Source organism: Marinobacter sp. UBA3604, from assembly GCF_002375325.1.
GTDB lineage: Bacteria > Pseudomonadota > Gammaproteobacteria > Pseudomonadales > Oleiphilaceae > Marinobacter > Marinobacter salarius.
Genome location: NZ_DFMB01000015.1, coordinates 122,551 through 148,673 on the forward strand (window position 1 = coordinate 122,551; position 26,123 = coordinate 148,673).

Below are 26,123 nucleotides of genomic sequence, written 5' to 3' on the forward strand. Positions count from 1 at the left end.
ATATGAATTCCGCTGGTTATCCCGGCCTAAGCCGGGACTGCACATTATATGGAGGCGGGGACGGATACACCAACACCCCGTGGATTTTCCAATAGCGGAATTCCCGCATGGAGAGAGTGTAACCCTCACCGTATGCTCGCCATCAGTAAACGATGATCCGTTTCACGACATCCACGAGTGGAGAACTATGAGACCCAACCTGAAAGCCTGTGGGCAGGCGCTGATTACGGCCATGGTGAACGCTGTTCTTGCTCTTACCCTGATGCTCTTGGTGGAGTTTGCCATAACCGGCACTTTCCAACTGGCGGGCCCTTACCTGTGGGCGGGGTTGCTCATCGGACTGGTTATTTTCTTCGCCCAGTTCTGGCGCCAGCGCCATCTCTGCCGGAACGGACAATCGGCCCAGGAGTCCCCGGATACGCTTTAGCAGGCATTCCTGCCAATCACTGTCCACAGTAATCCTGACAATGAATCCCGAGACCTGTGAAGACCCCAAGGGTAGCGCCGTTGGTGCTCTGGGGAGATGAGTACGGAGATTGGAAGCCTGTGAGGCACCAGAGTTTCGGAAACTTCAGATAGGGAAACGATCCCCACCCCCAATCAACGCCAGAGGTGAGGCCGCTAAATAACCTTTACTGGCGAATGCCTTCCACAGAAATGATCATCTCAACCGTTTCAGACGCCTTGCCCAGATCCATGGGGATACCGAAGTCCGTCAACTTGAATTCGGTTTCAGCTTCAAACCCCATGCGGTAACCACCCCATGGATCGTCGCCATGCCCGAGCATTTCCACGTCCAGGGTGACCTCTTTCGTCACACCACGCAGGGTCAGGTCACCGACGATATCGGCCTCGCCCTCATCGTCCACAACCACTCTTTTACTCTTGAACGTGGCCTCTGGGAATTCGTCAACGTACAGGAAGTCTTCCGAGCGCAGGTGCTTGTCACGCTCGGCGTGGTTGGAATCAACGCTGGATGTGTCCACGGCAACTTCAACGGAACTGTTCGCCGGATTCTGTGCATCGTAGACAAATTCACCATCGAAATCGTTGAACCGGCCATACAACCAGCTATAGCCCAGATGGGAAATCTTGAACGTAATAAACTGGTGGGAACCCTTGGTATCAAAAGCATAGGTTCCACTGTGCTCGGATGCCTGGGCTCCGCCAGACACCGCAAGTGCAACCGCAGATGCAAGCAGCAATTTTTTCATGTTCATCTCCTTGTTGAAACAGCCCGTAGGCACGATTGAATCGATAGTCTGAATTACGATTGGCGGCGACCTGAACCCAACATGCGTCGAAGGGTGTCGTCCCGGTCAATCAGATGATGCTTAACCGCAGCCAGACCGTGTACCCCGGCAAGCACGACAAGTGCCCAGGTAGACCAGTAATGGACAAGCCCGGCGGTGTCCTCCATCCCCTTAATCTGGCCGGTCACCGAAGGCACATCAAACCAGTTGAACACACTTATTGAGGACCCATCCGCCGTCGAAATGAGATACCCACTGGCCATAGCAACAAAAATCAGCACATAGAGCAGAGAGTGTGCGCCATGAGCGGCCAACACTTCCAGTCGGCTATGGCTCGGGAGTGCACGCGGCAGCGGATTGAACAGTCGCCACACCAGGCGAAACAGCATGACCAACAGCAGCAATATACCGATACTTCTATGGATATTCGGGCCGGTGCGATACCAGTCGTCGTAATAGGATAGATCCACCATCCAGTAACCCAGCCCGAATAGGCCAAACACCGCTACAGCCACCAGCCAATGAATGGCTACGGATACCACACCAAAATTACTGCTCGAATTGCGTACCTGCATGACGCTTAACGTCCCACTCCCTGATACCAGACAAGATCCCAACAGTTTAGGAAGAGCCCCGCACAAAACCAATCAAAATGTTTTGGAGACGAGGATCAGATTTTCTGATGAACAACCCCATACGTACGATCCCTTATACCTTTGGTCTGATACGGGTTTTACGGATTGTGGAAAACAATGGGTACGATAAACTTTCTACATACTTTATTTACCCGGTTCGGGTCACTCAGTGAACGAGAGGAATAAACATGGAACTTGAATTCGACGAATCCGTCGCAGTACCCAGCAACAACTGATTCCCTGCAGCTCCCACCGGAGCTGCCGGACACCGGTCCTGCTCACCCACCTGCGCATTGCCGCCTGACGTTGCCTGTTTTTACATGAAATAGTGGTAATAACCCGCTGTTTTTGGCACTCTTCTGTCTATCTAGACCATCCTGTTCGTGCTGACTGATTTACTTTCCTATAAGTCAACGAAATGCGACCAGGATCAACAGATCGGGCTGCCACAGGCTTTCCCGATGTTTTCGTTTATCCGGACCAGAAAAGGCCTATGTCGCGAACCCTCCCAGAGCAGATGACCGCACCGGAAGTTGATGTGCTGTCGCCTATGTTAACCAGGGAGGGGGAATCATGGACGGCCGACTACCAGGGCCTGACTTTACGAACGGCGCTGCAGCCAATATTCAGTATTTCCCACAAACGGGTTGTCGGCTACGAAGCGCTGATTCGCGCCTTTGATACCGATAATGCTGCGGTATTACCCCTTCATTTGTTCGAGCTACCGAGCTCTGACGCCGAAAACCTGCTGCTTGATCGCCTGTGCCGATACCTGCACATCAGCAACTATTCCGGATTCCAGGACCAGCTGAACTGGCTGTTCCTTAACGTATCTCCCCGTGTGGTTTCAGCTGGCAACCGTGCCGACAGCTTTTTCGGCGAACTGTTGAAGAAAACGGGCCTGCCCCCCCATCGCATCGTGATGGAGATTGTGGAGCAGCCAACGGACGACGCAGAACGACTGCGAGAAACCGTTGCCTACTACCAACAGCTGGGCTGCCTGACCGCTATCGATGACTTTGGTGCTGGGCATTCCAACTTTGAGCGCATCTGGAACCTGTCACCGGATATCGTGAAGCTGGACCGTAAGCTTCTGACTCGGGCCACAGACGACCACAAGGCCAGACAGATACTCAACGGCATCGTCTCTTTGCTGCATCAGTCTGGGTGCCTAGTACTCCTTGAAGGCGTGGAAACTCACGACCAGGCAATGATTGCTATCGACGCGGGCGTTGATTTTGTCCAGGGATTCTATTTCAGCAGGCCAAGTACTGCCCTGGCGGACATTCCCCACAAAGTGACGGACCTGGACGGGTTACTGAGAGACTATAAGAGCAAAAACCGGATAACGAGAGACCCAACACAGCAACTGATTTCCTACTTCGAGGATTTCTTTCGTAGTGCCGTAGACACACTCTCGCAGGGCATGCCGATGAACGAGGCATGCAGTAGCCTGCTGAATCATCCTGCGGTGTCGCGGTGTTACCTGGTCGATGCCAACGGCGTACAAATTGATGACACCATGGTATCGGACGCCACAGCCCGGGGCCTGGACCCTCGATTCCGGCCGCTGGAAAGCACCACCAGTGCCGACTGGTATCGCCAACAGTATCTACGCCAGGCCATTGCCCAGCCAGGCCATGTTCATATAACCGCGCCCTACCTCTGTATTACCGGCGCATACATGTGCGTTACCCTGTCCCTCGGTTACTACCACAAGGGCGAGCTGAGGGTTCTTTGCTGCGACATTCTCGCCAACCCTACCGAAACCGCCCTCAGGAAAGGCTGATCCCGTAGACCACCGAGATCACGCCGACGGTCACCAGCCCGATAAACAGGTTCATCGGCAGGCCTACCTTTACGAAGTCCATAAACCGGTATCCCCCTGGCCCAAACACCATCATATTGGTCTGGTAGCCCAGTGGTGTGGCAAAACTGGCGGATGCCGCCATCATCACGGCGATAACATAGGGCTCTGACGCGATCCCCAGGGCCGTTGTCATTGACAGTACAATGGGAAGTACCAACACTGCGGCTGCGTTGTTAGTAATGACCTCGGTCAGCACCGATACCGCGAAGTACACCAGCAGGATGGTCAGCAGCGGGTGACCACTGCTCACCTCCAGAATGCCCGTCGCAACATAACCTGCAGCCCCGGTTTCCTGAAGCGCAGCCCCTAAGGCAAATGACGCAGCAATTGTAAGCATCACTGGTACATCCACCGCTTTCTGCGCCTGACCGACGGAACAGCAACCGCTAAGAACCATCAGGGCCGCCCCCATCAGCGCGGCGTTCAGCATGCTCAATGCCCCAAAAGCGGCAGCGCCCACGAGCACCAGCAGGATGCCCCAAGACAGATAGGCACGGTCATGGCGGGGTGTTTCGGTTTCCAGGTCGTTGATCAGCAGGAAGTCCTTGGCGTATCGCTGACGACTGACAAAAGCGGGACGTGCCTCCAGCAACAGAACGTCGCCGGTTTTCAGACGAATATTGCCGAGATTGCCCGACACCCGCTCACCACCCCGGGCGACTGCCAATACCACCGCGCCATAGCGATCCCGAAAACGGGCATCCCGGATGGTCAGACCCAGCACTTCCGACTGCGGGGACAGCGCGGCTTCAACCAGCCGGCGCTCTGCCCGGTCTTTACTCAGGCTTGGCTCATCATCGTGTACCGAAGGGACAATACCGTTGATTCGCAGCAGATCGGAAATAGCCTGGGTATCGCCAGCAAAGACCAACCGGTCACCGCCTCGAAGGCGTTCTTCCGAAGGTACCGCCGTAACAACGCTGCCATCCCGCTCGATCTCGACGAGATACAGCCTCTCCAACTCACGCAGCCCGGCCTCTCCGACACTCTTGCCCACCAACGGCCCATCAAAGGCAACTGCCACCTCCAGGGTGAACTCCCGCATGGAACCGAACTTCTGCTGGTCCTTACGATCCGGAAGCGCCCTCGGTAACACCAGAAGCATGACAGCCAAGCCGATCACAGCAACCGGCAACCCAACGGCGGTGATGGAAAAGATCGAGAAACCGCCCTCCCCGGTCAATTGCTGGTACTGGCCATTGACCACCAGGTTGGTGCTGGTGCCAATCAGGGTGAGGGTACCACCCAGAATGGCGGAGTAACTCAGGGGGATCATCAGTTTCGAGGGTGATATGCCAATCTTGCGGGACCAGGCATGGACCGCGGGAATCATGGTGGCCACTACCGGGGTGTTGTTGAGGAAGCCGCTCAGCAACGCGACAGGGAATGCGATGCGGGCCTGGGCCGAGCGCACCGTACGAGGCGACCTGAGCAGGTGATGGACAACCAGGTCCACTCCACCGGAATGGTGAATGCCCGCCGCCACCACGAACATGGCAACCACCGTGATCAATCCACTGTTACTGAATCCGGCAAGAGCCTGATCGGCGCTGATAATGCCGCTGGCACTGAGAACGATGAGTACACCCAGCATGACGAGATGCGGGCCGAACCGCCCGACACTCATCAATAACAACGCCACACCCGTAAGGCTTAATGCAAACCAGCCCTGCCAATCCATCTGGTGGTCCTTTGGATAAAAGGGGCAGGATAACGAGTTTGCCGAATACTTAGAAAGAATAAAGGATGCTGTTTAAAGCACCAGAAGAAATATGGAGCTGTTCAGACCTCGATATCCGCCATATTTCCGTAAGTCTCCAGCCAAGTGCGGCGGTCAGACGCCCGCTTTTTACCCAGCAGCATGTCCATGCGGCTGTCGGTATCGTCGCCGTCCTCAATGGTCAGCATCACCAGCCGGCGGGTATCCGGCGCCATTGTCGTCTCGCGCAGCTGGAGCGGATTCATCTCGCCCAGGCCCTTGAAACGGGTAACGGAAATCTTGCCGCGACGGTTTTCGGCCGCCAGCCGGTCGATAATGCCCTGCTTTTCGTGCTCATCAAGGGCGTAAAAGGTTTCCTTTCCCAAATCAACACGATACAGCGGAGGCATGGCAACAAATACGTGGCCGGCAGCAACCACCGGTCGGAAATGCTTGACGAACAACGCGCACAACAGGGTGGCGATGTGTAGGCCATCGGAGTCGGCGTCCGCCAGGATGCAGATCTTGTTGTAACGCAGGCCTTCCAGTTTGTCGGAGCCGGGATCTACCCCAATGGCAACGGCAATGTCATGGACTTCCTGGGAAGCAAGAATTTCGCTGGAGTCCACTTCCCAGGTATTGAGAATCTTGCCTCGCAGGGGCATGACCGCCTGAAATTCACGGTCACGGGCCTGTTTCGCGGAGCCGCCGGCGGAGTCACCCTCAACCAGAAAAAGTTCCGAGCGATTGGTGTCGCTGCCAGAACAATCCGCCAGTTTCCCGGGCAACGCCGGACCGGATGTGACCTTCTTGCGGGCCACTTTCTTGCTGGCCCTCAAACGGCGCTGTGCATTGCTGATGAACAACTCAGCAAGCGCTTCGGCAATGTCCGTATGCTGATTCAGCCACAAGCTGAACGCGTCCTTCACCACACCGGAAATAAACGCGGCAGCTTCCCGGGAGGACAACCGTTCCTTTGTCTGGCCGGAAAACTGGGGTTCCTGCATCTTGAACGACAACACATAGGCGCAGCGTTCCCAGATGTCTTCAGGAGACAACTTGACGCCCCGGGGCAACAGGTTACGGAACTCACAGAACTCCCTCATGGCCTCCAGCAGGCCGGTACGCAGGCCGTTCACGTGGGTGCCGCCCTGGGCGGTCGGAATCAGGTTAACGTAACTCTCCATAACCGCTTCGCCACCTTCCGGCAACCACTGGAACGCCCAGTCCACCGCTTCCTTGTTGCCGGAAAAGCTGCCCGTGAACGGCTCCAGCGGTACGGCTTCGATGTCGGCAAGCTCGGTGCGCAGGTAGTCCCGCAAACCGCCCTCGTAGCACCATTCATCTTTATCACCGGTGTGTTCCTGCAGGAAAGTGACGTTCAGGCCGGGACAGAGAACGGCCTTGGCGCGCAGGTTGTGGCGCAAACGGCTGACGGAAAATTTCGGGCTGTCGAAGTAGCTTGGGTCCGGGGTGAACTTCAATCGGGTACCGGTGTTCCGCTTGCCCACAGAGTCGACAACTGTTAGTTCCGTCTTCTTGTGGCCGTTGGCGAAGGTCATCCGGTGCAGTTGCCCATCACGCTTGATGGAAACCTCAAGGAGCGTCGACAGGGCGTTGACCACCGAGACACCTACCCCATGCAGGCCACCGGAAAAGTTGTAGTTACCCTGGGAGAATTTACCGCCGGCGTGGAGGCGAGTCAGAATCAGCTCCACACCCGGAACCCCATGTTCCTTGTGCATGTCGACCGGCATCCCGCGGCCGTCGTCTTCCACGCTCAGGGAACCATCGCTGTGCAGGACGACATCGATCCTGCGGGCGTGCCCCGCCAGCGCTTCGTCGACACTGTTATCAATGACTTCCTGGGCCAGATGGTTGGGCCGACTGGTATCGGTGTACATGCCTGGGCGTTTGCGGACAGGGTCCAGACCACTCAGAACTTCAATGGCATCGGCGTTGTACTGTTTCTGGCTCATGGGAAGGAAGCGACTCCACGGGTTTGTTATAAAACTGGCCCATAGCTTAGGGATTCGCAGGGAAAGATCAACGGTTGTTTTGTGCTGGTGTGGACCAGCACGGCCCCGGCGCCGTTAACGCTGTCGCGAGAAACGCCCGAGGCCTTCCCCGGACACCCGCAACTGCTCCCACTCTTCGGGGCTGATGGCGATCACTGCACAGGGTGTGGTCAACGCCTGGGTTACCATGGCGTCTGCCGCCGGCCGCCTGACCTTGACCGCCAACTCCAGAACATCGTCTACGATCTCGGACGACGTCAGTGTCAGGCCGTAGCCGCCAGTGGTTTTCTGCCCCAGCCCCACCAACACCAGATGTTCCTCATTGAAATCAATGGCGCGAAGCATGCTCAGCGCCAGGTTTCCGGAGGGCAGTTGGGCAAGCTTGTCCAGATCTCCGGCACTGGACACATAGACCAGTCCCGGCGCCGTGAGCCCACAGTGATCGGACTCAGTGACCTGTCTCGCCAGAGGCGCACCATCAGCGGTCGCCGAGCGATTGATCGCACAGCCTGTGATCAGACTGAGCACGAGTACACAGAGTGGTAGCAGCGTAAAACGGTAGGTCAACGGGTACTCTCCACGTTGCGGATCGGCTCACCGCCAGTTTTTGACTTCGGGCCTGATCTCAGGCGATACCCCTCAAAGCCCACTCTGGGCAGACCCAGGGAGGTAATGGTGGGCCGACGAAAACTGGTACTCAACCTTACCCCGCCTACCGGTTCTTCGCCAATAACGATTTTTTCAGGTAACCCATTGACCGGATATTCGGCACAGGCCTCGCCGTTTTCACAAATCAGCCCGTTGTTGTCCATGTCGCTGCCGGCAACCAGGAAATACTCACCGGCCTCAACCTCGTCAAACGCAAATTCGTACCGCCCCCGGGAGGCGGAGACAACGGCCTGCTCAAGAGTATCGCGCTCGTCGTCCGCACTGACCAGCAATACATAGTGTCGGCCTGCGTTCCGTTCATCCGATGAACTACCCAGGCTGAGAGATACCGGAATCATAAGCGTTGCAGCAGGTGCGCCGTCTGCTTGATAAGTAATCACCAGCGTTGCCATGTAGCGCCCGTCACCCCCCAGTTGCGTAGGGTCTGCGGTCACTGTCAGTGACAACGGTCGCGCATCGCTGGGTTCACTCACATCAAGCCATGGCGCACCAGGGTCCACGTCTGTGATGGTGACGCTCTCCCCTTCGGGGTAGGTCGAAAATACCAGCTGTTCACTAAGCACCGCAGCATTGAACTGTATAGCGGTGGGCGAGGAACCAAGAGTGATTGGGAAATTGCCGTCCAGCGCCGCATCCATCGCTGCCAGTGCGTTGATCTGCCCCGCTCCGTATTCAAACGCGGGCCCCACATCGTCCGTAAGGTCACCATTTACCAGGAAACTCTGAAATCCGGCAGGGGTAATGGTCGGCACTTCCGCCTTCATCAGGGCGTAAACGCCCGCCACATGAGGTGCCCTGCAGGCCAGCGTATCCCGGCTCGAATGAGCCCGTATCGTCGCGCCCCCAGGCGCTGACAATGACATCGGCCGTACCGTCCTGATTGGCATCCCTGCTTGCATCACCACCCGGAGCAACCACGTCGACGGACTGGCCAACGTTGGAATACGAGGCACGCACACTTCCGCCGTCTACAGCCCCCACTCCGACAACGTTGGGATAGGCAGCGGGGTAGGTAGGCTCGTCCGTGCCCTGGTTGCCAGCAGCGGCAACAATCAGTTTGCCGTTGCCACCATTCCAGGCGGCGTCGATCGCCTGCTTGAGCGCGTTGCTTGGGCCAAGCCCACCGAGACTGAGATTAATCACATCTATTTCATTCCGGCCGGCTGCCCAGTTCAGGGCGTCAATCAGGTCAGCGGACGACCCTACACCGTCACGCCCGAGCACCCGTACCGGATAGATAGTGGCCCCCGGCGAAACCCCGACGACACCCTGGGTGTTATCAACGGCAGCGGCAATACCTGCCACATGGGTTCCGTGGAAATTACTGCTCCGGGCCTTGCCGTCACCCGGGTCGGCGGGGTTTGTGTCACGTTGGCCACTGTCCTCCCGATCAATATCCAGATCACCCGATACGTAATCCATGATCTGCCCTGGGATCAGTTGCACATTGGCGCTCAAGTCCGGATGCCAGTCGCCCGTCGCCGTCGGTGGCGAGCGGAATACGCCGGTATCCATGACCGCGATACCAATATCTGCACCCGCACTCGGTGCGGCCTGCCAGGCCAACGGCGTTTGAATCAGTGGCAGACTCCATTGGCGACTGTAGAGTGGATCATTGTCCGGGGACACTTGTTGGGAGGAATAGAGGTAGTTCGGCTCCGCCGATGTCACACCGGGCTGTTGCTGCAACTCCCTGACCCATTCCAGGGTTTCCTGACGCGCACTTTCTCGCTGCCCGGACGACATGGTTGCCAGGTTTCGTGGCCGGTCACGGCGCACCAGCCAGGCACCTCGACCCAGTTCCCTGCGCTGTGACGTCGCCATCGCTGCGATCACTGGCAGGTTCCCCGAGGCTGGCGCGAGGGTGACTACGGCTTCATCAATCATGAATGGCGGCGTCGAGTAGCTGGTGTTCATCACGCTGGCTGTTCCTTCACCTGCCAGCGACAGCACGTACCGAAATGGAATACCGCTGGTGGTACTGACTTCCACCAGGTAAGAGCCGGGCTCGAAAGTGTCGTCGAGCACCTCGACCAGCGGTCGCAGATCACCCGAAGCAGACTGAGACGCCACTTCCACAACGGTTCCCGCCTGCTGTTTCAGTATCCGAAGAGAACGCTCCGGCGCCGCTGCGCCAGCGGGCAGGAGATCCTCCGGAGAACTGAACACCTGAAAAGAGACGCGGTCTCCGGGTGACAGGTCTACGGCGTAGACATCAACGGCATCTTCAAAGTACTGGAAAAAATTTGCGTAGGTATCGGAGCCAGAACTCAGATAGCCACCCACCGTTGCGCCCGGCGGCAGAGTCTGGGCAGACACGGCCGTGTTATTGGCGGTGGCAAGGTCAACACGACGATCATCTGCGGTATCGGAGTCCACCCGTGTACCGCTCTCGATGTCAATCACCCCACTCAGATCGGGTTGCGCCTCACTGCTACCACCGGATCCACCACCGCCGCAGCCTGCGAACAGCAATGTAAACGAGATCAAACCAGCAGTAACAGGAACAGTCCGAATCATAATGGGCTCACAAGGACGACAACTTAGAAGTGCGAGAACGACACCATATGCTTTCAGTATGGTACTCATTAAACGCCTATGAAACCGATTACGTTCCAAACCCATAATCAGATGCAAAAAACCGCCTGCAGGTTACCCCACAGGCGGTTTCGCGTCGGTGTCTCCGAGGCTCTATATCTACAGTGCGTAGAAAAACAGAGGCACGAACGCCGCCGTCAGCAATGTCGGTCCCATCACCACCAGTGGCAACAACAGTCTCTCATAGCGATGCCAGAACGAACCCGTGCGCTCAGCGGCCAACACCTCGGTTTCACCTACCACCTGCCGTGTCAGCAGATGGTTCAGTGCCACCGGCGGGCTCAGGTAGCCCAGTTCAAACGCCACCAGGCACACGATCCAGAAGTGCAGCGGGTCGATACCCAACTGGATGGCGGGCTGCGCGATGGTGGCCGACACCAGGATGACCGCGCCGAACGGGTCCATCACCATGCCGATAATGGTGAGCATAACCACAATCACCAACATGGCGATCCAGGGGCTGGTCAGGTTTTCCGGGAACAATGCGTGCACCACATCGGAACGTTCCAGGATGCCCCCGAGACAGATAGAGAAACCAATCAGCGCCAGCAGTGCGCCGATGTGTACGGCAGAGTCACTGGCGGCCGCCGTTGTGCGCATACAAAAAGCACGCACCCGGGATTGGCCCTGTTCGTTGGGATCCTTGCCCGAATCGAGATAGACCAGCGCCAGCATCACCAGCGGCAGGATCATCGGCGCGCTGTACTCATTGAATCCCAAACCGAGAATGACCCAGATGGCCAGGATAACCACCGCGGTAACGATGGCATAAGGCACCAGGGGGCGAAGCTGCGCCAGCGATTTACGGAATGCCCCCGGAGCCGGGCGAGGCTTCCAGTTGCCCTGGGTTTTACAGACAACCACAGAGAACAGAGTGGCCGACATAATAAACACCCAGAAACCCCAGCCGTACATTTCGGAGGTGGTCACTTCCTTGTTCAGCGCCGCCACAACCACGATCAGCAAACAGGGATTAAGAACCACCCCCAAGCTGCCGGACATGGCCGTGGTAGCCAGCGATAGCTGTCGCCCTGCTCCACTCTTGCGCATTTCATCGTAGACGACACCACCCACGGCCAGGATGAAAATCCCCGAGGCGCCAGTAAACGCAGTGGGAAAAGCGGTCGCGAATATCATCACCGAGGCCAGCATGGGCGCGGGCAGATGGTAAGGTTTGATGACGTTCAACAGCAGGTCCGGAATGCGAGTCTGCTTCAGCGCCATGCCCACAAGCACATAGAGCCCGATGTTGATAAACATCGATGACAGGTTGGTCATCATACCGAAATAGATCGCCAGGCCGGACGAGTAGCCGTCCACGAAGAAGAAATAACTCATCGCGATCAGGCCCATTGCGCAATACAGCGGCAGTACCAGGCCGGAGGACGCCGCCAGTGATCCCGGCCTCATTCGAGACGGCACCGACACAAACCGCATCAGGTTGATCACCATGAACAGCCCGAAGACTGCCGCCCAGGCGTATTGCAGCAAAGCGGTGCCTTCCGAGCCCGGCGAAGAGGATAACTTGCCCACGTAAGAGAACAGGGAGTACACCATCAGGCCATTGACCACAAACTGCATGCCCTGGCTCAGACGCCACTCTGACCGGTTGCGCGGCAATCGCAGGGCTATGTGATCGGCATCGAAGGCCGAAATCGCCGCAGCCATGGCAAACATGGCGATAAACAGGAACTTGGTGAGCTCGATATTATCCAGCAGGAAATCCGCAAAGCCCTGTTCAACCGCCTTGTAAACTGCCAACGCCTCGGTGGCATGCTCCTGGTTTTCTTCATAGAGGCGATGCTTCTGCTGGCAGAGTGCCAGGTTTTTTTCCAGGGACTTGCGGATCGCATCCGGGTCCGGCGGCGAGCTGAAAAGATCGTCCGGATCTGGCTCGTAGGCCTCGACACGTTTCCTGACCTCTGCATCCACATCCATGGACAACGTGCAGGTCGGCTCCGTGGCGTCCGGGTCCAGCAGGTAGTAGTTCGGCCAGGTCTGCTCCCCCACCCACAGCATGCGCGAGTGGAGTGAGTTTCCCATACCCAGAAGAAGCGTAAAGATAAGGAGCAGCAGGAGGATAACCCCGTGCAATCGATGCACGGGGTACAGCGTTTTCGGGCCTGCCGCTGATAATGCTCGCCAGTTCATGGAGGGTCAGCCTTTATTATTCGCGGTCAGGCGCTGTGCACTCGGAGGCACCGGGATTGCTGGAGCAACGGATTTTGCTGAGCAGGCTCATCATCTTCGGGTGATAGACCTTATTGGCACCATCGGTTCCATCCCGAAGCTGCAGGCGGTTTTCCCGAAACATCTCCTGATAGCCTTCGATGTCAGCATCGGGAATACGGATCCACTTTTCCTCCGGAATGGCGGACTCCTGCCGCTGAATCAGGTCCATGGCCTGGCCGTACATCCCCCAGGCAACTTCACGGGACTTCTGAGCCGTGTCGTCGTCGAGCACATCGTCTCGGGCAATGACCTGGATGGTCAGTTGCGCCAGCGGATAATCAACGATGCCACCGTCTTCACCAATGCCCTTGTAGAGTTCCAGAGCTTCGTAGGCAAACGCCGGTGCGTAAGCCGTATCCACCGAGCCATTGTTGAACTTGCCGGCAAAGTTGGTGATGTCGGAGGGTACAACCGTCGCTTTCACATGGTTGACCATGTGGATGGCGTCCTTCTGGTAATCCAGTGTGGCCATGCGCTTGCCGGCCAGTTCACCAGCGGTATCAATGCTACGGTCATTGACGAACAGGTAGCCTGCACCCGCCGGAACAATGCCCAGCACCTCATAGTCGCCTTGTTTCATCAAGGGCGCTGCCTTGGCCTGCGCAAGCGTGGCGAGGGTTGTTTTCAGATCGTCATAGGTCGGGATCGCGCCAACGGCGCTGATGCTGCCGGTAAATCGGTTGAACGGGCGGGTCCGAAGATCCGTAGCGGCGACGGCGTCGCATTGTCCGGAATTGAAATCACCCACGGCAACCCCTTCGTCAGTGTAGGGGCGCAGTTCAAAATCAACCCCATGGGCTTTCATTTCCAGCGCATAGTCTTTGACCATGTTGTACATATCACCGTTTGCGCCGATCACATCGAAAACGCACATCGTCACAGACTGTGCGGCGGCCATCGGAGCAACTGCAGCAAAAGAAAGGGCAGCAAGGGATTTACGGATCATGAATGACCTCCGGGTCTTTCTTGTGTTTGTAGGTAATTACAGTGAGTCGAGGGCCTGCTTAGAGCAGGCCGTCCAGATCCATGGTTTCAGGCTCTTCGAGCCGTTCCGGGCTCAGTCTTCCGAAATAGGTACGGGGCGTGCGGTAGCCGTAGTTCGCTGTCCAATGCTTATCGGACGAGAACTGAATGACGTCTCGGGCGATCTCGTCTACCAGGCGATACTCAGCCCATACTTTGATCTCTCCATCCGCGTCGGCGAACCGCGCGATGACATCCTTGAGCACCTCCGGGCGACCAAACGTCTCTGCAGCCACGGCCTCAAGAGCCATGGACGCCCGTATACCCGATTCAACCCCCAGGCGGGAGCTATCCTCAAGCACTTCCCAGGGATCCGGAGACAGGCTGGGGCGGGTGTCCGGCAACAGCAACCACACCATGCCGCGTATGGCATTCGGTAAACCGCCCCATTTTTCGTTATCCAGGCATTCGGCGGCACGCTCCGCCCGGGGCGCAATATTGCGGGGAACCCCTGCCATGGCACCGGAGTTGGCGTCGTTCACGATGGCCTGCATGCCGGTCAGCAGGCCCAGCAGGAAAGTCAGCTCCTCCTGGTCATCGAACAGGAACGGACACTCGAATTCCTTTGCGGCCGGGTCAAAGTCATAGGCCGCCATGGCGCGCTGATAGGCGACATAGCGACGCTTGGCGGTTCGGGCATTCAGCCGCTTTGCTTTCTCCCGCGCGTCTTTTGCGGCAGGTACATCACCGGCAAAGTCAGCGCGCAGGTATTCCAGTTCCGCTTCCCATGCCTTGTATTCAGAGCAGTTCGCGGCCAGCAGCATCAACAGGGAACCGGTGCTCTCAGGCGCCTCGGTCACGCGGGAAAACGAGTACAACAGCGGGTCAACGCCCTCACCCAACGCACAGGCCATTTGCGGATCGGACATCTGCATGACGTAAGGGGTTGCTTCCCCCTCGGAGTAATTGGAGAGCACCACACCCGTTGTAGTGTAGATAGGGTTGGCCGAGCAACCGGCCAGAAACGTCACCACAAGAAGAAGCAGGTGACGGCTGCGAACGTTGAGGGCATGCCCAAAGGAATTCACCAGTGAGGAGTTCATAGTTCGTCCTGTTTGCATTGTTTTTATAGGTCGGGGGCGATCGCAATCACTGTCCCGTTCATCTTTGACGAGGGCAAGAATGCGTTGAATCTTGTCAGACAAAAATGGCTGGATTGCCGATTTGGTTATGCCGATCAGGCCAATGGCCCACATAGACGAGAGGAAATTATCTTTTAATCTCTTTAAAACAATAAGTTATGTAAAAAATTACAATTGAGACATTTGTACCACCATCGGCATTTAACGCCGGGTTATCCGATTCAGGGCGTCGTTAAACCCATCATTGCAACCACCTGCGCCGTCAAATCATCCAGGGTCAGGCCACCATCAGGCCGATACCATGTCACTGTCCAACTCAGGGCGCCCGTGAGCATACGGCGCACCACAAAGGGATCTGCCGCCAGCACGCCGTCCTGACGCAAGGTCTCCAGCACATCCAACCACAACTGCTCGTAGATATCCCGAAGCTCAAGGACGTAAGCCTGGGATTCCTCGGACAGGCTACGCCACTCGAACACCAGCACTGCCATGGCCTCCCCGGTCTGCCCGTTGATGGACTCCAGTTCAGCGCGAATCAGCGCCTGCAACTTGTCACGATGGGTACTGGCCGCATCCACCGCAGCCTGCATCAGGGCTGTGTTGAGACGAATGGTCTCCACCATGACGGCCTTGAGGATTTCTTCCTTGGTGCGGAAGTGGTGGAACAGGCTACCGGACTGAATGCCAACGGCGGCGGCCAGATCCCTGACGGTGGTCCGCTCATAACCCTTGTCACGAAACAGCTTTGCGGCCTCGTGGAGAAGCCGGCCACGGGCTCCGGCGGGATCGGAAACCAGGTTGTCGGCAACCAGTGAGCGCAGGATAGAGTCTTGATTCACAGTGTTTTCCAGCCAGGGAACAGAAGAACGCCCATTCTATCCCGAATTTGCCTGTTTACAAACCAAGCGCTTGCTTGGTATCGTCAACCGCATGATAGATAATCTCCGCTAAAAGCGACCTTGTAAGGGTCTCTGAAAGCACTTTGCGGCTTCCGTCAACAAGGTGAAGACATGCCAGATTCCGACATCCCCAGGCCACAAACCGTCCGTATTGGCTGCTCTGCCGCCTTCTGGGGCGACACCGAAACGGCTGCCGCCCAACTGGTCCACAAGGGCAATATTGATTACCTGGTGGCGGACTACCTGGCGGAAATCACCATGTCCATCATGGCGGGGCAGAAGATGAAGGACCCAAGCCAGGGTTACGCCCGCGACTTCGTACAAACGGTGATGGGCCCCTTGCTGGGTGAGATCAAACAGAAAGGCATCCGGGTATTGGCGAACGCCGGTGGCGTCAATCCCGTCGCCTGCCGCGATGCTCTGCAGGCTTTGTGCGAAAAAGCGGGGTTGGATATGAAGATCGCCCTGGTGCTGGGTGATGACCTTCTGCCGAAAAAGAAGCAACTGGCCGATGCCGGCATCACCGAGATGACCACCGCACAGCCAATGCCGCCGATGCTGGTCAGCCTGAACGCCTACCTTGGCGCTCCGGGATTGGTCGCAGCACTGGAACAGGGTGCGGACATTGTTATCACCGGCCGGGTTGCCGACAGCGCCCTGGTGCTGGCGCCTCTGGTGCATGAATTTGGCTGGCGTTGGAGCGATTACGACAAGCTTGCCCAGGGCAGCCTGGCCGGGCACTTACTGGAATGCGGCGCGCAATCCACAGGCGGTAACTTTACCGACTGGGAAGATGTAGCCGAGGGTTATGCCGATATGGGCTTTCCGATTGCAGAAGTCTCCGCCACCGGGGATTTCATCATGACCAAGCCGCAAGGTACCGGGGGCAAAGTGTCCCGGGGCACGGTGGCGGAACAGTTGGTCTATGAAATCGGCGACCCGAGAGCTTACCTGCTACCGGATGTGACCTGTGATTTTACCGGGGTCTCCCTTGAGGAAGTGGCAACGGACGAGGTTCGGGTTTCTGGCGCCAAGGGGCTTCCCCCCACGGACAGCTATAAGGTATCCGGCACCTGGCCGGACGGTTTCAAGTGCACGGTAACCTTCTTGTTGGCAGGCATGGATGCGAAGGCCAAGGCCCGGACAGTCGCCGAGGCGATCCTGGCCAAAACCTCGCGGATGTTCAGTGAGCGGGGCTTGCCGGACTACACAGAAACCAGCATCGAACTATTAGGCACCGAGGCCACCTACGGCGCTCAGGGACGTATGGGAGAGTGTCGGGAGGTGGTGGTGAAGATCAGCACGGCCCACCTCAAGAAGGAAGCGCTGGTGCTGTTTTCCCGGGAAATCGCCCAAGCGGCCACGGGGATGGCGCCGGGGATCACCGGTATTGTGGGTGGACGGCCAACGGTGTGGCCGAAGATTCGGTTGTATTCGTGCCTGGTTTCGAAAACGGAGGTGTCCGTTGCCGTGGATCTTGGTGGCGACAAGCAGACGGTAGACGTGGCTACTGACGGCGGGTTCGAGCCAAGCCAGCTGATTGAGCAGTCTGCCAGTGCGGCCGCTCCGGCCACGGATACCACAGTGCCTTTGATTCAACTGGCCTGGGCGCGCAGTGGTGACAAGGGGGATCACACCAATATCGGGGTGATTGCCCGCAAGGCGGAGTTTGTGCCGTTTATTGAGGCGGCGTTGACGGAGTTGGCTGTGGCGGAATGGATGGCCCATACGCTACACCCTGCGCATGGTCGGGTGACCCGTTGGGCGTTGCCGGGGTTTCAGGCCTTTAATTTCCTGTTGGAGCACAGTCTCGGTGGCGGGGGTGTTGCCAGCTTGCGGATTGATCCGCAGGGGAAGGCGTTTGCCCAGCAGTTGCTTGAGTTCCCTGTTCCGGTTCGTGCTGAACTGCTTGATTGATTTTACATTGGTGCATGCACTCTGGTGGAAGGATATGTCCGGGACACGCGGTAAATACGTCCCTGTACGCTCGACAAAAACATCCATGTTTTTGACGGTCCCGGACATATCCTCCCACCAGAGCGCCCGAACATTTGAAAAGGTCCTCTTGTTATGAGCTATCAGTCTGTTTTTCACCCGAATCTCTTTCGGGATCAGGTTTTTATCGTTACCGGGGGTGGTTCCGGAATTGGGCGTTGTACCGCTCATGAACTTGCTGCGCTTGGGGCGAGGGTCGCTCTGGTTGGGCGGAAGGCTGAGAAGGTTGAGGCGGTGAAAGCAGAGATTACCGATGACGGTGGTATTGCTTCCGCTCACGTGTGCGACATCCGTGAGGAAGAGTCTGTAAAGGCGACCGTCACGGCCATCATTGAGGAACATGGCGGGCTGAACGGCGTCGTGAATAACGCCGGGGGTCAGTTTCCGTCGCCGCTGGCAAACATCAACCAGAAAGGTTGGGAGACGGTGGTTCGCACGAATCTTACTGGGGGCTTTCTCATTGCCCGTGAAGCCTACAATCAGCTGTTGTCAAAAACCGGCGGCGCCATCGTGAACATTGTGGCGGACATGTGGGGCGGCATGCCTGGCATGGGGCATTCCGGCGCTGCCCGGGCAGGGATGGTGAATTTTACCCAGACCGCTGCAGTTGAGTGGGGTTGCTCCGGGGTTCGGGTGAACGCTGTGGCACCGGGCTGGATTGCCTCCAGTGGGATGGATAACTATCCCGAACATATGAAGCAGTGGATTCGTAGCCTCGGGGATAACGTGCCTCTTAAGCGAATGGGGACGGAGTCCGAGGTCAGTGCAGCGATTTGTTTCCTGCTGAGCCCGGCGGCGGCGTTTATCAGTGGGGATTGCCTGCGAATTGACGGTGCCGCGTCCCAGGGGGGCCGGGTTTGGCCGTTCCCGAAAGCGAAGAACAATGAGCCCTTTAATGGGTTCCACCGGGCAGTCACGCCAAAAGTGTTGAGTGACGACTGAGGAGAATTCGATGCAGGTATTGGAGTCCACCGTTAATCCCCAGTCGGATGACTTTCGAGCAAACGCGGAGGTGATGGAGGCGCACATTGGCACCTTCCGCGATGTGGAGCAGAAGGTTCTTGATCTGGCGGAAGCGGCGCGTGAAAAGTTCACCAAGCGCGGGAAACTGTTACCCCGTGACCGAATCAATCGCCTGCTGGATCGCGGTACGCCGTTCCTGGAGCTGTGCTCCCTGGCCGGCTACAAGATGCATGACGACAAGGACGGCAGCCTGTCCGGTGGCGGCATTATTGCTGGCATTGGCTCGGTTAGCGGTGTTCGCTGCCTGGTGGTGGCCAGCAACAGCGCCATCAAGGGCGGCACCATCACGCCGGCGGGGCTGGACAAGACCCTGCGGCTGCAACAAATTGCCATGGAGAACAAGCTGCCGGTGGTGTCACTGTCTGAAAGCGGCGGTGCCAACCTGAACTACGCCACGGATATCTTCGTGCTGGGCGCGCGCGGCTTCGCCAACCAGGCACGCATGTCCGCCGCTGGCATTCCGCAGGTAACGGTGGTTCATGGCAATGCGACCGCCGGCGGTGCCTATCAGCCGGGGCTGTCGGACTATGTGATTGTGGTGCGGGAACAGGCCAAGATGTTCCTCGCCGGCCCTCCCCTACTGAAAGCGGCCACCGGCGAAGTCGCTACCGATGAAGAGCTCGGCGGCGCACAGATGCACGCAGAAGTGGCCGGCACGGCGGAATATCTGGCCGAGGACGACGCCGACGGCATCCGCCACGCCCGCAATGTGCTCGACGCCCTGCCCTGGAACGAGCAGTTACCCCCATCACGGGAGCCGGAATGGGAAGAGCCGCTTTATCCAGCCGAAGAGTTGCTGGGCGTTATTCCCAGTGACGCCAAGAAGCCCTATGACGTGCGTGAAATCCTCGCCCGCATAGCCGACGGCTCGAAGTTCATGGATTTCAAGAACGGCTACGACGACCAGACCGTGTGCGGCACCATCCGCATTGAAGGTCACTCGGTGGGCATTATCGGCAACAACGGCCCGATCACGCCTGCCGGCGCTACCAAGGCGGCGCAGTTTATCCAGCTCTGCGACCAGGCCGGCACACCGCTGCTGTTCCTGCATAACACCACGGGTTTCATGGTGGGCACTCATTCGGAACAGAACGGCATCATCAAACATGGATCAAAGATGATCCAGGCGGTGGCGAATTGCCGGGTGCCGAAGGTCGCAATTGTGATCGGCGGTTCCTATGGTGCAGGTAACTACGCGATGTGTGGCCGCGGCCTGGACCCACGCTTCATCTTCGCCTGGCCCAACAGCCGCACAGCGGTCATGGGCCCTGCGCAGGCGGGTAAGGTGATGCGCATTGTGGCCGAAGACAAGCAGCGCCGGGGCGGTTTGGAGCCGGATCCGAAAACGCTAGATTTCCTGGAGCAGGCTACGGCCAAGAAACTGGAAGACGGCTCTACGGCCCTGTTCGGTACAGCTCGGTTGTGGGACGACGGGCTCATAGATCCGCGGGATACCCGGCGGGTTCTGGCATTGGTGCTTTCGGTTTGTCGGGAGGCTGAGGTTCGGCAGTTGCGGCCTAATTCTTTTGGCGTTGCCCGCCTCTAGGAGAGCTTAGTGATGGTGGTTGACCCCGGAGCGGCAGGCCTCCCAAAAACCGCCCTGCAGGAAGCAACGAATTTATAGACAAAGCGGCTGTGTGGGCGGGCCTTCAGAAACCGTGCGGAGCCATGGATGGCGGAGCCCGAGCGTCACATGGATGTGCCGAAGGAGCGTGTTTCTGAAGGCCCGCCCACACAGCCGCCACCCAAGCTAGAGAACGTGCACCATCACCAAATAGGCACGGGCTAACAATCAATCAGGAGAACAAAAACGTGAAATTCACAGCCGAACACGAAGCCCTCAGAAAAACCGTCCGCGATTTCGTGGAGAAGGAAATCAATCCCCACTGCGACGAATGGGAAGAAGCCGGCGAGTTCCCGATTCACGATATCTTCAAGAAGCTCGGCAACCTGGGCGTGTTGGGCATTCAGAAGCCGGAAGAGTATGGCGGCATGGGGCTGGATTACAGCTACAACCTGGTGGCCGCCGAAGAACTCGGCACTGCCCATTGCGGAGGTGTGCCGCTGGCAATAGGTGTGCAGACTGATATGTGCACCCCTGCCATTTCACGCTTTGGCTCTGACGAACTCAAACGGACCTTCCTTGCCCCGGCCATTGCCGGCGATATGGTGGGCTGTATCGGCGTCAGCGAAGTCGCCGCCGGTTCTGATGTGGCGGGGATGAAAACCACCGCAAAACAGGACGGCGATGACTACGTCATCAACGGCTCCAAAATGTGGATCACCAACAGCCCCAAGGCCGACTTCATATGCCTGCTGGCCAACACCTCCGACGACAAGCCCCACAAGAACAAGTCGCTCATCGTAGTGCCCATGAACACGCCGGGCATTTCCTTCAGCCCACACCTGAACAAGCTAGGCATGCGCTCTTCCGAGACCGCGCAGATTTTCTTTGACGATGTGCGAGTACCGCAGCGTTATCGGATCGGTGCGGAAGGCACCGGGTTCATGATGCAGATGCTGCAGTTCCAGGAGGAACGGATGTGGGGCGCGGCCAACGTGATCAAGGCGCTGGAGCTCTGTATCAACAAGACCATTGAATACTGCCGCGAGCGCAAAACGTTCGGGCAGCCGTTGATCAACAACCAGGTGATTCACTTCCGCCTGGCAGAGTTGCAAACCGAAGTGGAAGCCCTGCGTGCCCTTACCTATCAGGCCTGTGAGCTGCATGTGGAAGGCAAGGATGTGACCAAGCTGGCGTCGATGGCCAAGCTGAAGGCTGGCCGGCTTGGGCGTGAGGTGACGGACAGTTGCCTGCAGTACTGGGGGGGCAATGGTTACATGTGGGAGAACCCCCTGTCCCGTGCGTTCCGGGATGTGCGGCTGGTGTCGATTGGCGGCGGTGCTGACGAAATCATGTTGGGGATTATCTGCAAGATGATGGGGACTTTGCCTGGTAAACAACGGGACTGATTATTAGGTTTTGGCATTGGGGGAAGGACTGGCAGGCAGGAAGGTAGGGCCGTTTCGAGACACGCTGTGAATACGTCCATGTACGCTCGACAAAAACATCCATGTTTTTGACGGTCCCGAAACGGCCCTACCTTCCTGCCAACCAGCCCCCAGACAACGGTATTGGAGTCATGTCTATGGAAAATTTACCTCACTGCGAAACGCTAGTTTTGGAAAAACAGGGGCCTGCCCTTCACGTCACCATCAACCGGCCAGACGTTCGGAACGCCATGAGCCTGCAGATGGTGGCGGAACTGTCGACGGTATTCAGTCAGGTTGAGAACGACGCCAGCATTCGTGCCGTGGTGATTCGCGGAGCCGGTGGCCACTTTTGTGCCGGCGGGGACATCAAGGACATGGCCGGTGCCCGGGGGCAGAAGCCTGCCGAGGGTGAGGAAGATCCTTTCTACCGGTTGAACCGGGCGTTCGGTCAGATGATTCAACAGGTGAACGAGTCGTCGAAGGTGGTGATTGCAGTCACCGAGGGTGCGGTGATGGGCGGCGGTTTTGGATTGGCCTGTGTGTCGGATGTGGCGATTGCCGGGCCGACAGCCAGGTTTGGTATGCCGGAGACGACCCTCGGGGTGATTCCCGCGCAGATTGCGCCGTTTGTGGTGGAGCGCATCGGGCTGACGCAAGCGCGTCGGTTGGCGTTGCTGGGGCTGCGAGTGGACGCGAATGAGGCGTGCCGGCTGGGGATTGTTCATCAGGTGGCGGAGTCTGAAGTTGAGATTGATGAGTTGCTCGGCCATGCGGTTGACCGGGTACAGCAGTGCGCGCCGAATGCGACGGCCCAGACCAAGGCGTTGTTGCACCGCGTTGGTCACGAATCGATGAGTGGGCTTCTGGACAGTGCTGCCGGGAAGTTTGCCGAGGCGATTCGCAGTGACGAGGGTTCCGAGGGGACTCTTGCGTTTATGCAGAAACGGCCGGCTTCTTGGGCCAAGTCAGACTGATGGTGGAGGGTCGGGATTGATCCGGCTTTCCGGGACACGCGGTGAATACGTCCCTGTACGCTCGACAAAAACATCCATGTTTTTGACGGTCCCGGAAAGCCGGATCAACCCCGACCCCAGACACCGTGCAAAACGCTCATAAAAAAAGACATGCAATTACAACAGTTGGAAGGAGCTTTGGTGGGAGGGAGGCCCTGGTTCAGGACCCTAAAAAACATGGATGTTTTTTAGGAGCCTACATGGACGTATTCACGGCGTGTCCTGAACCAGGGCCTCCCTCCCACCAAAGCGGATAACCACCCAACCATGAGACCAGCAAAAATGCTAAAAAAGCTCCTGATAGCGAACCGAGGCGAAATCGCCGTACGGGTGATCAAAACCGCGAAGTCGCTGGGATACCGGACGGTGGCAGTGTATTCCGAGGCAGACGCCAAGGCCCTGCACGTGGAATTGGCCGACGAGGCGGTGTGTATCGGACCGGCTCAGGTATCGGCGTCGTATTTGAACGCAGAGGCGATTATTGAGGCGGCGCGGAAAACCGGGGCGGATTGTGTGCATCCGGGGTATGGGTTCCTGTCGGAGAATTCCGGGTTTGCCAGGGCCTGCAAAGACGCCGGCCTGGTGTTTGTCGGGCCACCGGAGGCGGCTATTGAGCTGATGGGCAGTAAGCGGCGATCGAAGATTGCCATGCAGGAAGCCGGTGTGCCGGTGGTGCCGGGGTTCGAGGGCGACAATGCCAGCGACGAAGAACTCATCAACGCCGCCGAAAATATCGGCTACCCATTGATGATCAAGGCCTCTGCCGGCGGGGGTGGCCGTGGTATGCGTCTGGTGGAAAAGGCAGCGGAACTGGCCGATAACATTCAGCGGGCTCGCTCCGAAGCCAAGCAGGCCTTTGGCGATGGTGAGCTGATTCTGGAGAAGGCGGTTATTGAACCCCGCCATATCGAAATCCAGATATTTGCAGACCAACACGGTAACGCGGTGTATCTCGGTGAACGGGACTGTTCAGTTCAGCGTCGCCATCAGAAAGTCGTCGAAGAGGCACCCTCTCCGTTTGTAACACCCGAACTGCGCCAGGCCATGGGCGAAGCTGCCGTGAAGGCGGCGCTGGCCTGTGGCTATGAAGGTGCTGGCACGGTCGAGTTCCTCGTCGACAAGGACCGCAATTTCTACTTCCTGGAAATGAACACCCGCCTGCAGGTGGAGCACCCGGTGACCGAACTCATTACCGGGCAGGATCTGGTGGCCTGGCAGCTTTCCGTGGCCGAGGGCCTGGCGCTGCCACTAACACAGGACCAGATCCAGCTGAACGGCCATGCCATTGAAGTGCGCCTTTACGCAGAAGACCCAGCCAACGGCTTCACCCCGCAAACCGGGCCGCTGCACCAGTTCCAGCCTGCGGAAGGAGAAGGTTTGCGGTTTGATACCGGCGTGCGCTCCGGGGACTCGATTACGCCTCACTATGATCCCATGCTGGCCAAGGTGATCGCCTGGGGGGCCAATCGCAACGAAGCCCGTCGTCGGCTGCTCAGGGCGCTGGAAGACACCACTGTATTCGGTGTGACCACCAACCGTTATTTCCTGAGCCGCATCATCGCGGACGACACCTTCGGCGAAGGCGAGGCCACCACCGCCTTCCTGCAACAGGCGTTCAGAGACGATCCATCCCTGGCACCAAAAGACATCAGCATCCGCGAGCTCGCGTTGGCGGCCTGCGTGTTCAGCCATGGCAATTCAGGCCGTCTTGACGTTCGGGCCGACCTCAATAATGCCTGGAGCAACGCACCCTCGACCGTCAGTCCGATGAAACTGGATACCGGCGATAAAACCCTGGAACTGCTGGTCCGCCGCGCCGGCAATCATGTCACCGTGACCCTGGGCGAAGAGCAATACGAGCTCGACCTTGAAAGCATGGGCGATGGCCTGTTATGCATTATCGACAACGGCGTTCGTCAGCGATGCCAATATCACCGCCAGGGCGATCACCTATATTTGCAGGCGTTCGGGCAGGCACTGGCAGTGCGTGACGTGACCCACCAGCCGGCCAGCGGTGCCGCCGCCAGCGGCAGTGGCCGTATCAAGACCACCATGGACGGCGCCATTATTGATGTTCTGGTTCAGGCCGGCCAGGCGGTGAAACAGGGCGACACCCTGGTCATCCTGGAGGCCATGAAGATGGAGCATCCGGTAAAAGCCGACCGCGATGGCACGGTCGGCGAGATACTGGCCACCAAAGGCGACCAGGTAAAACGCAGCCAGTTACTGGTAGAGATCACGGCCACAGACGCCACCTCAGAGGAGGCCGGACAATGAGCACAATGAAGAACAGAACCGTTTTTATAACCGGAGGCAGCCGGGGCATCGGGCGAGCCATCGCCCTTGCCTGTGCCCGAGAAGGTGCCAATGTGGTGATCGGCGCAAAATCCGACGAACCGCATCCAAAGCTGCCGGGCACGATACACAGCGTGGCGGAGGAAATTCGACAGGCAGGTGGCCAGGCCCTGCCACTGGTGCTGGATGTGCGAGACGAAAAACTGGTGCGCCAGCGGATAGATGAAGCTGCGAACCATTTTGGCGGCATTGATGCGCTGGTAAACAACGCGGGCGCCATCAAACTGACCGGCGTCGAGAACCTGAAGGTCAGCCGGTACGACCTGATGCATCAGGTCAACGCTCGCGCCGTATTCCTCTGCAGTCAGGCGGCATTGCCCTGGCTGAAGGAGTCCGACCAGGCCCATATCCTGAGCCTGTCGCCGCCTTTGAATTTGGATACCCGGTGGTTCGCCCAGTATGGGCCCTACACCACCACCAAGTACGCCATGACCATGCTGAGCATGGGTATGGCCGAGGAGTTTCGGCGTTACGGGGTTTCAGTGAACACCCTGTGGCCTAAAACGTTAATCGCCACGGCCGCCATTGAGTTTGAAGTGGGCGGCCCGCAAATGATGGCCCAGGGCCGCAAGCCAGACATCATGGCGGACGCCGCACTGAGCGTCCTCAGCCGTCCTGCCGGGGCAATGACCGGTCAGTCCCTGATCGATGAGGACGTGCTCAGGGCCGACGGCGTAACGGATTTCGAACACTACCGGTACCAGCCAGGCGACAAGCCCCTGCTGCCGGACCTGTTTCTGGATTAACCCCGGAGCCATTCGTTGT

20 protein-coding genes are annotated in these 26,123 nt (G+C 58.0%); 9 read left to right on the top strand and 11 right to left on the bottom strand.

The features are described from left to right. Positions 1 to 187 precede the first annotated feature (187 nt). On the top strand, positions 188 to 427 hold the full coding sequence (locus B2590_RS04665; RefSeq protein ID WP_036209682.1) for a hypothetical protein: 240 nt from the start codon (positions 188 to 190) through the stop codon (positions 425 to 427). Positions 428 to 632: 205 nt separating this feature from the next. Here B2590_RS04665 and B2590_RS04670 read toward each other — a convergent pair whose 3' ends face one another. Further along, positions 633 to 1,214, bottom strand: coding sequence for a YceI family protein (locus B2590_RS04670; protein ID WP_036209679.1), 582 nt, complete (start codon positions 1,212 to 1,214; stop codon positions 633 to 635). A 53-nt stretch (positions 1,215 to 1,267) separates the two neighbouring features. Beyond that, a complete protein-coding gene (locus B2590_RS04675; RefSeq protein ID WP_286810889.1) occupies positions 1,268 to 1,828 on the bottom strand; it encodes a cytochrome b in 561 nt (186 codons plus the stop codon). Positions 1,829 to 2,381: 553 nt separating this feature from the next. On the opposite strand from B2590_RS04675, the gene B2590_RS04680 reads away from it, so the two are divergent. Continuing rightward, positions 2,382 to 3,677: an EAL domain-containing protein gene (locus tag B2590_RS04680; RefSeq protein WP_036209674.1), complete on the top strand. Its 1,296-nt coding sequence runs from the start codon at positions 2,382 to 2,384 to the stop codon at positions 3,675 to 3,677. On the opposite strand, the gene B2590_RS04685 is transcribed toward B2590_RS04680, so the two are convergent. The 9 genes from B2590_RS04685 to B2590_RS04725 form a co-directional block, all read right to left on the bottom strand. Continuing rightward, positions 3,664 to 5,439, bottom strand: coding sequence for an SLC13 family permease (locus B2590_RS04685; RefSeq protein ID WP_075196544.1), 1,776 nt, complete (start codon positions 5,437 to 5,439; stop codon positions 3,664 to 3,666). The genes B2590_RS04680 and B2590_RS04685 overlap by 14 nt on opposite strands. A 101-nt stretch (positions 5,440 to 5,540) precedes the next feature. Beyond that, positions 5,541 to 7,436 (bottom strand): DNA topoisomerase IV subunit B, encoded by a 1,896-nt coding sequence (gene parE / locus B2590_RS04690; protein ID WP_091640957.1) that lies wholly within the window; start codon positions 7,434 to 7,436, stop codon positions 5,541 to 5,543. A gap of 114 nt (positions 7,437 to 7,550) precedes the next feature. Then, the gene (locus B2590_RS04695) at positions 7,551 to 8,042 is read right to left on the bottom strand and encodes a protease complex subunit PrcB family protein (protein WP_075196546.1); all 492 of its coding nucleotides are present in this window, start codon (positions 8,040 to 8,042) and stop codon (positions 7,551 to 7,553) included. Next, complete coding sequence (locus tag B2590_RS04700; protein WP_286810891.1) at positions 8,039 to 8,929, bottom strand: hypothetical protein; 891 nt, start codon at positions 8,927 to 8,929, stop codon at positions 8,039 to 8,041. The genes B2590_RS04695 and B2590_RS04700 overlap by 4 nt, the downstream gene beginning before the upstream one ends. Further along, on the bottom strand, positions 8,847 to 10,664 hold the full coding sequence (locus tag B2590_RS04705) for a S8 family serine peptidase (protein WP_286810892.1): 1,818 nt from the start codon (positions 10,662 to 10,664) through the stop codon (positions 8,847 to 8,849). Before B2590_RS04705 ends, B2590_RS04700 begins: the two co-directional genes overlap by 83 nt. 177 nt (positions 10,665 to 10,841) lie before the next feature. Further along, entirely contained in the window at positions 10,842 to 12,893 is a 2,052-nt protein-coding gene (locus B2590_RS04710; RefSeq protein WP_085679765.1) for a TRAP transporter large permease subunit, read from the bottom strand. A gap of 16 nt (positions 12,894 to 12,909) precedes the next feature. Next, positions 12,910 to 13,920 (bottom strand): putative solute-binding protein, encoded by a 1,011-nt coding sequence (locus B2590_RS04715; protein ID WP_036209655.1) that lies wholly within the window; start codon positions 13,918 to 13,920, stop codon positions 12,910 to 12,912. Between the two features lie 58 nt (positions 13,921 to 13,978). Further along, the gene (locus B2590_RS04720) at positions 13,979 to 15,040 is read right to left on the bottom strand and encodes a hypothetical protein (protein ID WP_036210312.1); all 1,062 of its coding nucleotides are present in this window, start codon (positions 15,038 to 15,040) and stop codon (positions 13,979 to 13,981) included. Between the two features lie 260 nt (positions 15,041 to 15,300). Beyond that, a complete protein-coding gene (locus B2590_RS04725) occupies positions 15,301 to 15,918 on the bottom strand; it encodes a TetR/AcrR family transcriptional regulator (RefSeq protein ID WP_036209652.1) in 618 nt (205 codons plus the stop codon). 171 nt (positions 15,919 to 16,089) lie between these two features. Here B2590_RS04725 and B2590_RS04730 point away from each other — a divergent pair, with 171 nt between their 5' ends. From B2590_RS04730 to B2590_RS04760, 7 genes are all read left to right on the top strand, one after another. Next, entirely contained in the window at positions 16,090 to 17,895 is a 1,806-nt protein-coding gene (locus tag B2590_RS04730; protein ID WP_286810894.1) for an acyclic terpene utilization AtuA family protein, read from the top strand. Positions 17,896 to 18,048: 153 nt separating this feature from the next. After that, positions 18,049 to 18,915, top strand: coding sequence for an SDR family oxidoreductase (locus B2590_RS04735; protein ID WP_151982688.1), 867 nt, complete (start codon positions 18,049 to 18,051; stop codon positions 18,913 to 18,915). 10 nt (positions 18,916 to 18,925) lie between these two features. Further along, positions 18,926 to 20,542 (top strand): acyl-CoA carboxylase subunit beta, encoded by a 1,617-nt coding sequence (locus B2590_RS04740; protein WP_286810895.1) that lies wholly within the window; start codon positions 18,926 to 18,928, stop codon positions 20,540 to 20,542. A 266-nt stretch (positions 20,543 to 20,808) separates the two neighbouring features. Then, positions 20,809 to 21,969, top strand: a complete 1,161-nt coding sequence (locus B2590_RS04745) for an acyl-CoA dehydrogenase family protein (RefSeq protein WP_151982692.1) — start codon at positions 20,809 to 20,811, stop codon at positions 21,967 to 21,969. Positions 21,970 to 22,145: 176 nt separating this feature from the next. After that, positions 22,146 to 22,964: an enoyl-CoA hydratase/isomerase family protein gene (locus B2590_RS04750; RefSeq protein WP_286810896.1), complete on the top strand. Its 819-nt coding sequence runs from the start codon at positions 22,146 to 22,148 to the stop codon at positions 22,962 to 22,964. A 321-nt stretch (positions 22,965 to 23,285) separates the two neighbouring features. Beyond that, positions 23,286 to 25,280, top strand: coding sequence for an acetyl/propionyl/methylcrotonyl-CoA carboxylase subunit alpha (locus B2590_RS04755; RefSeq protein ID WP_286810897.1), 1,995 nt, complete (start codon positions 23,286 to 23,288; stop codon positions 25,278 to 25,280). Further along, positions 25,277 to 26,104 carry an SDR family oxidoreductase gene (locus tag B2590_RS04760; protein WP_075196556.1) on the top strand — a complete coding sequence of 276 codons (828 nt, stop codon included), beginning with the start codon at positions 25,277 to 25,279 and terminating at the stop codon, positions 26,102 to 26,104. The genes B2590_RS04755 and B2590_RS04760 overlap by 4 nt, the downstream gene beginning before the upstream one ends. Positions 26,105 to 26,123: the final 19 nt, after the last annotated feature.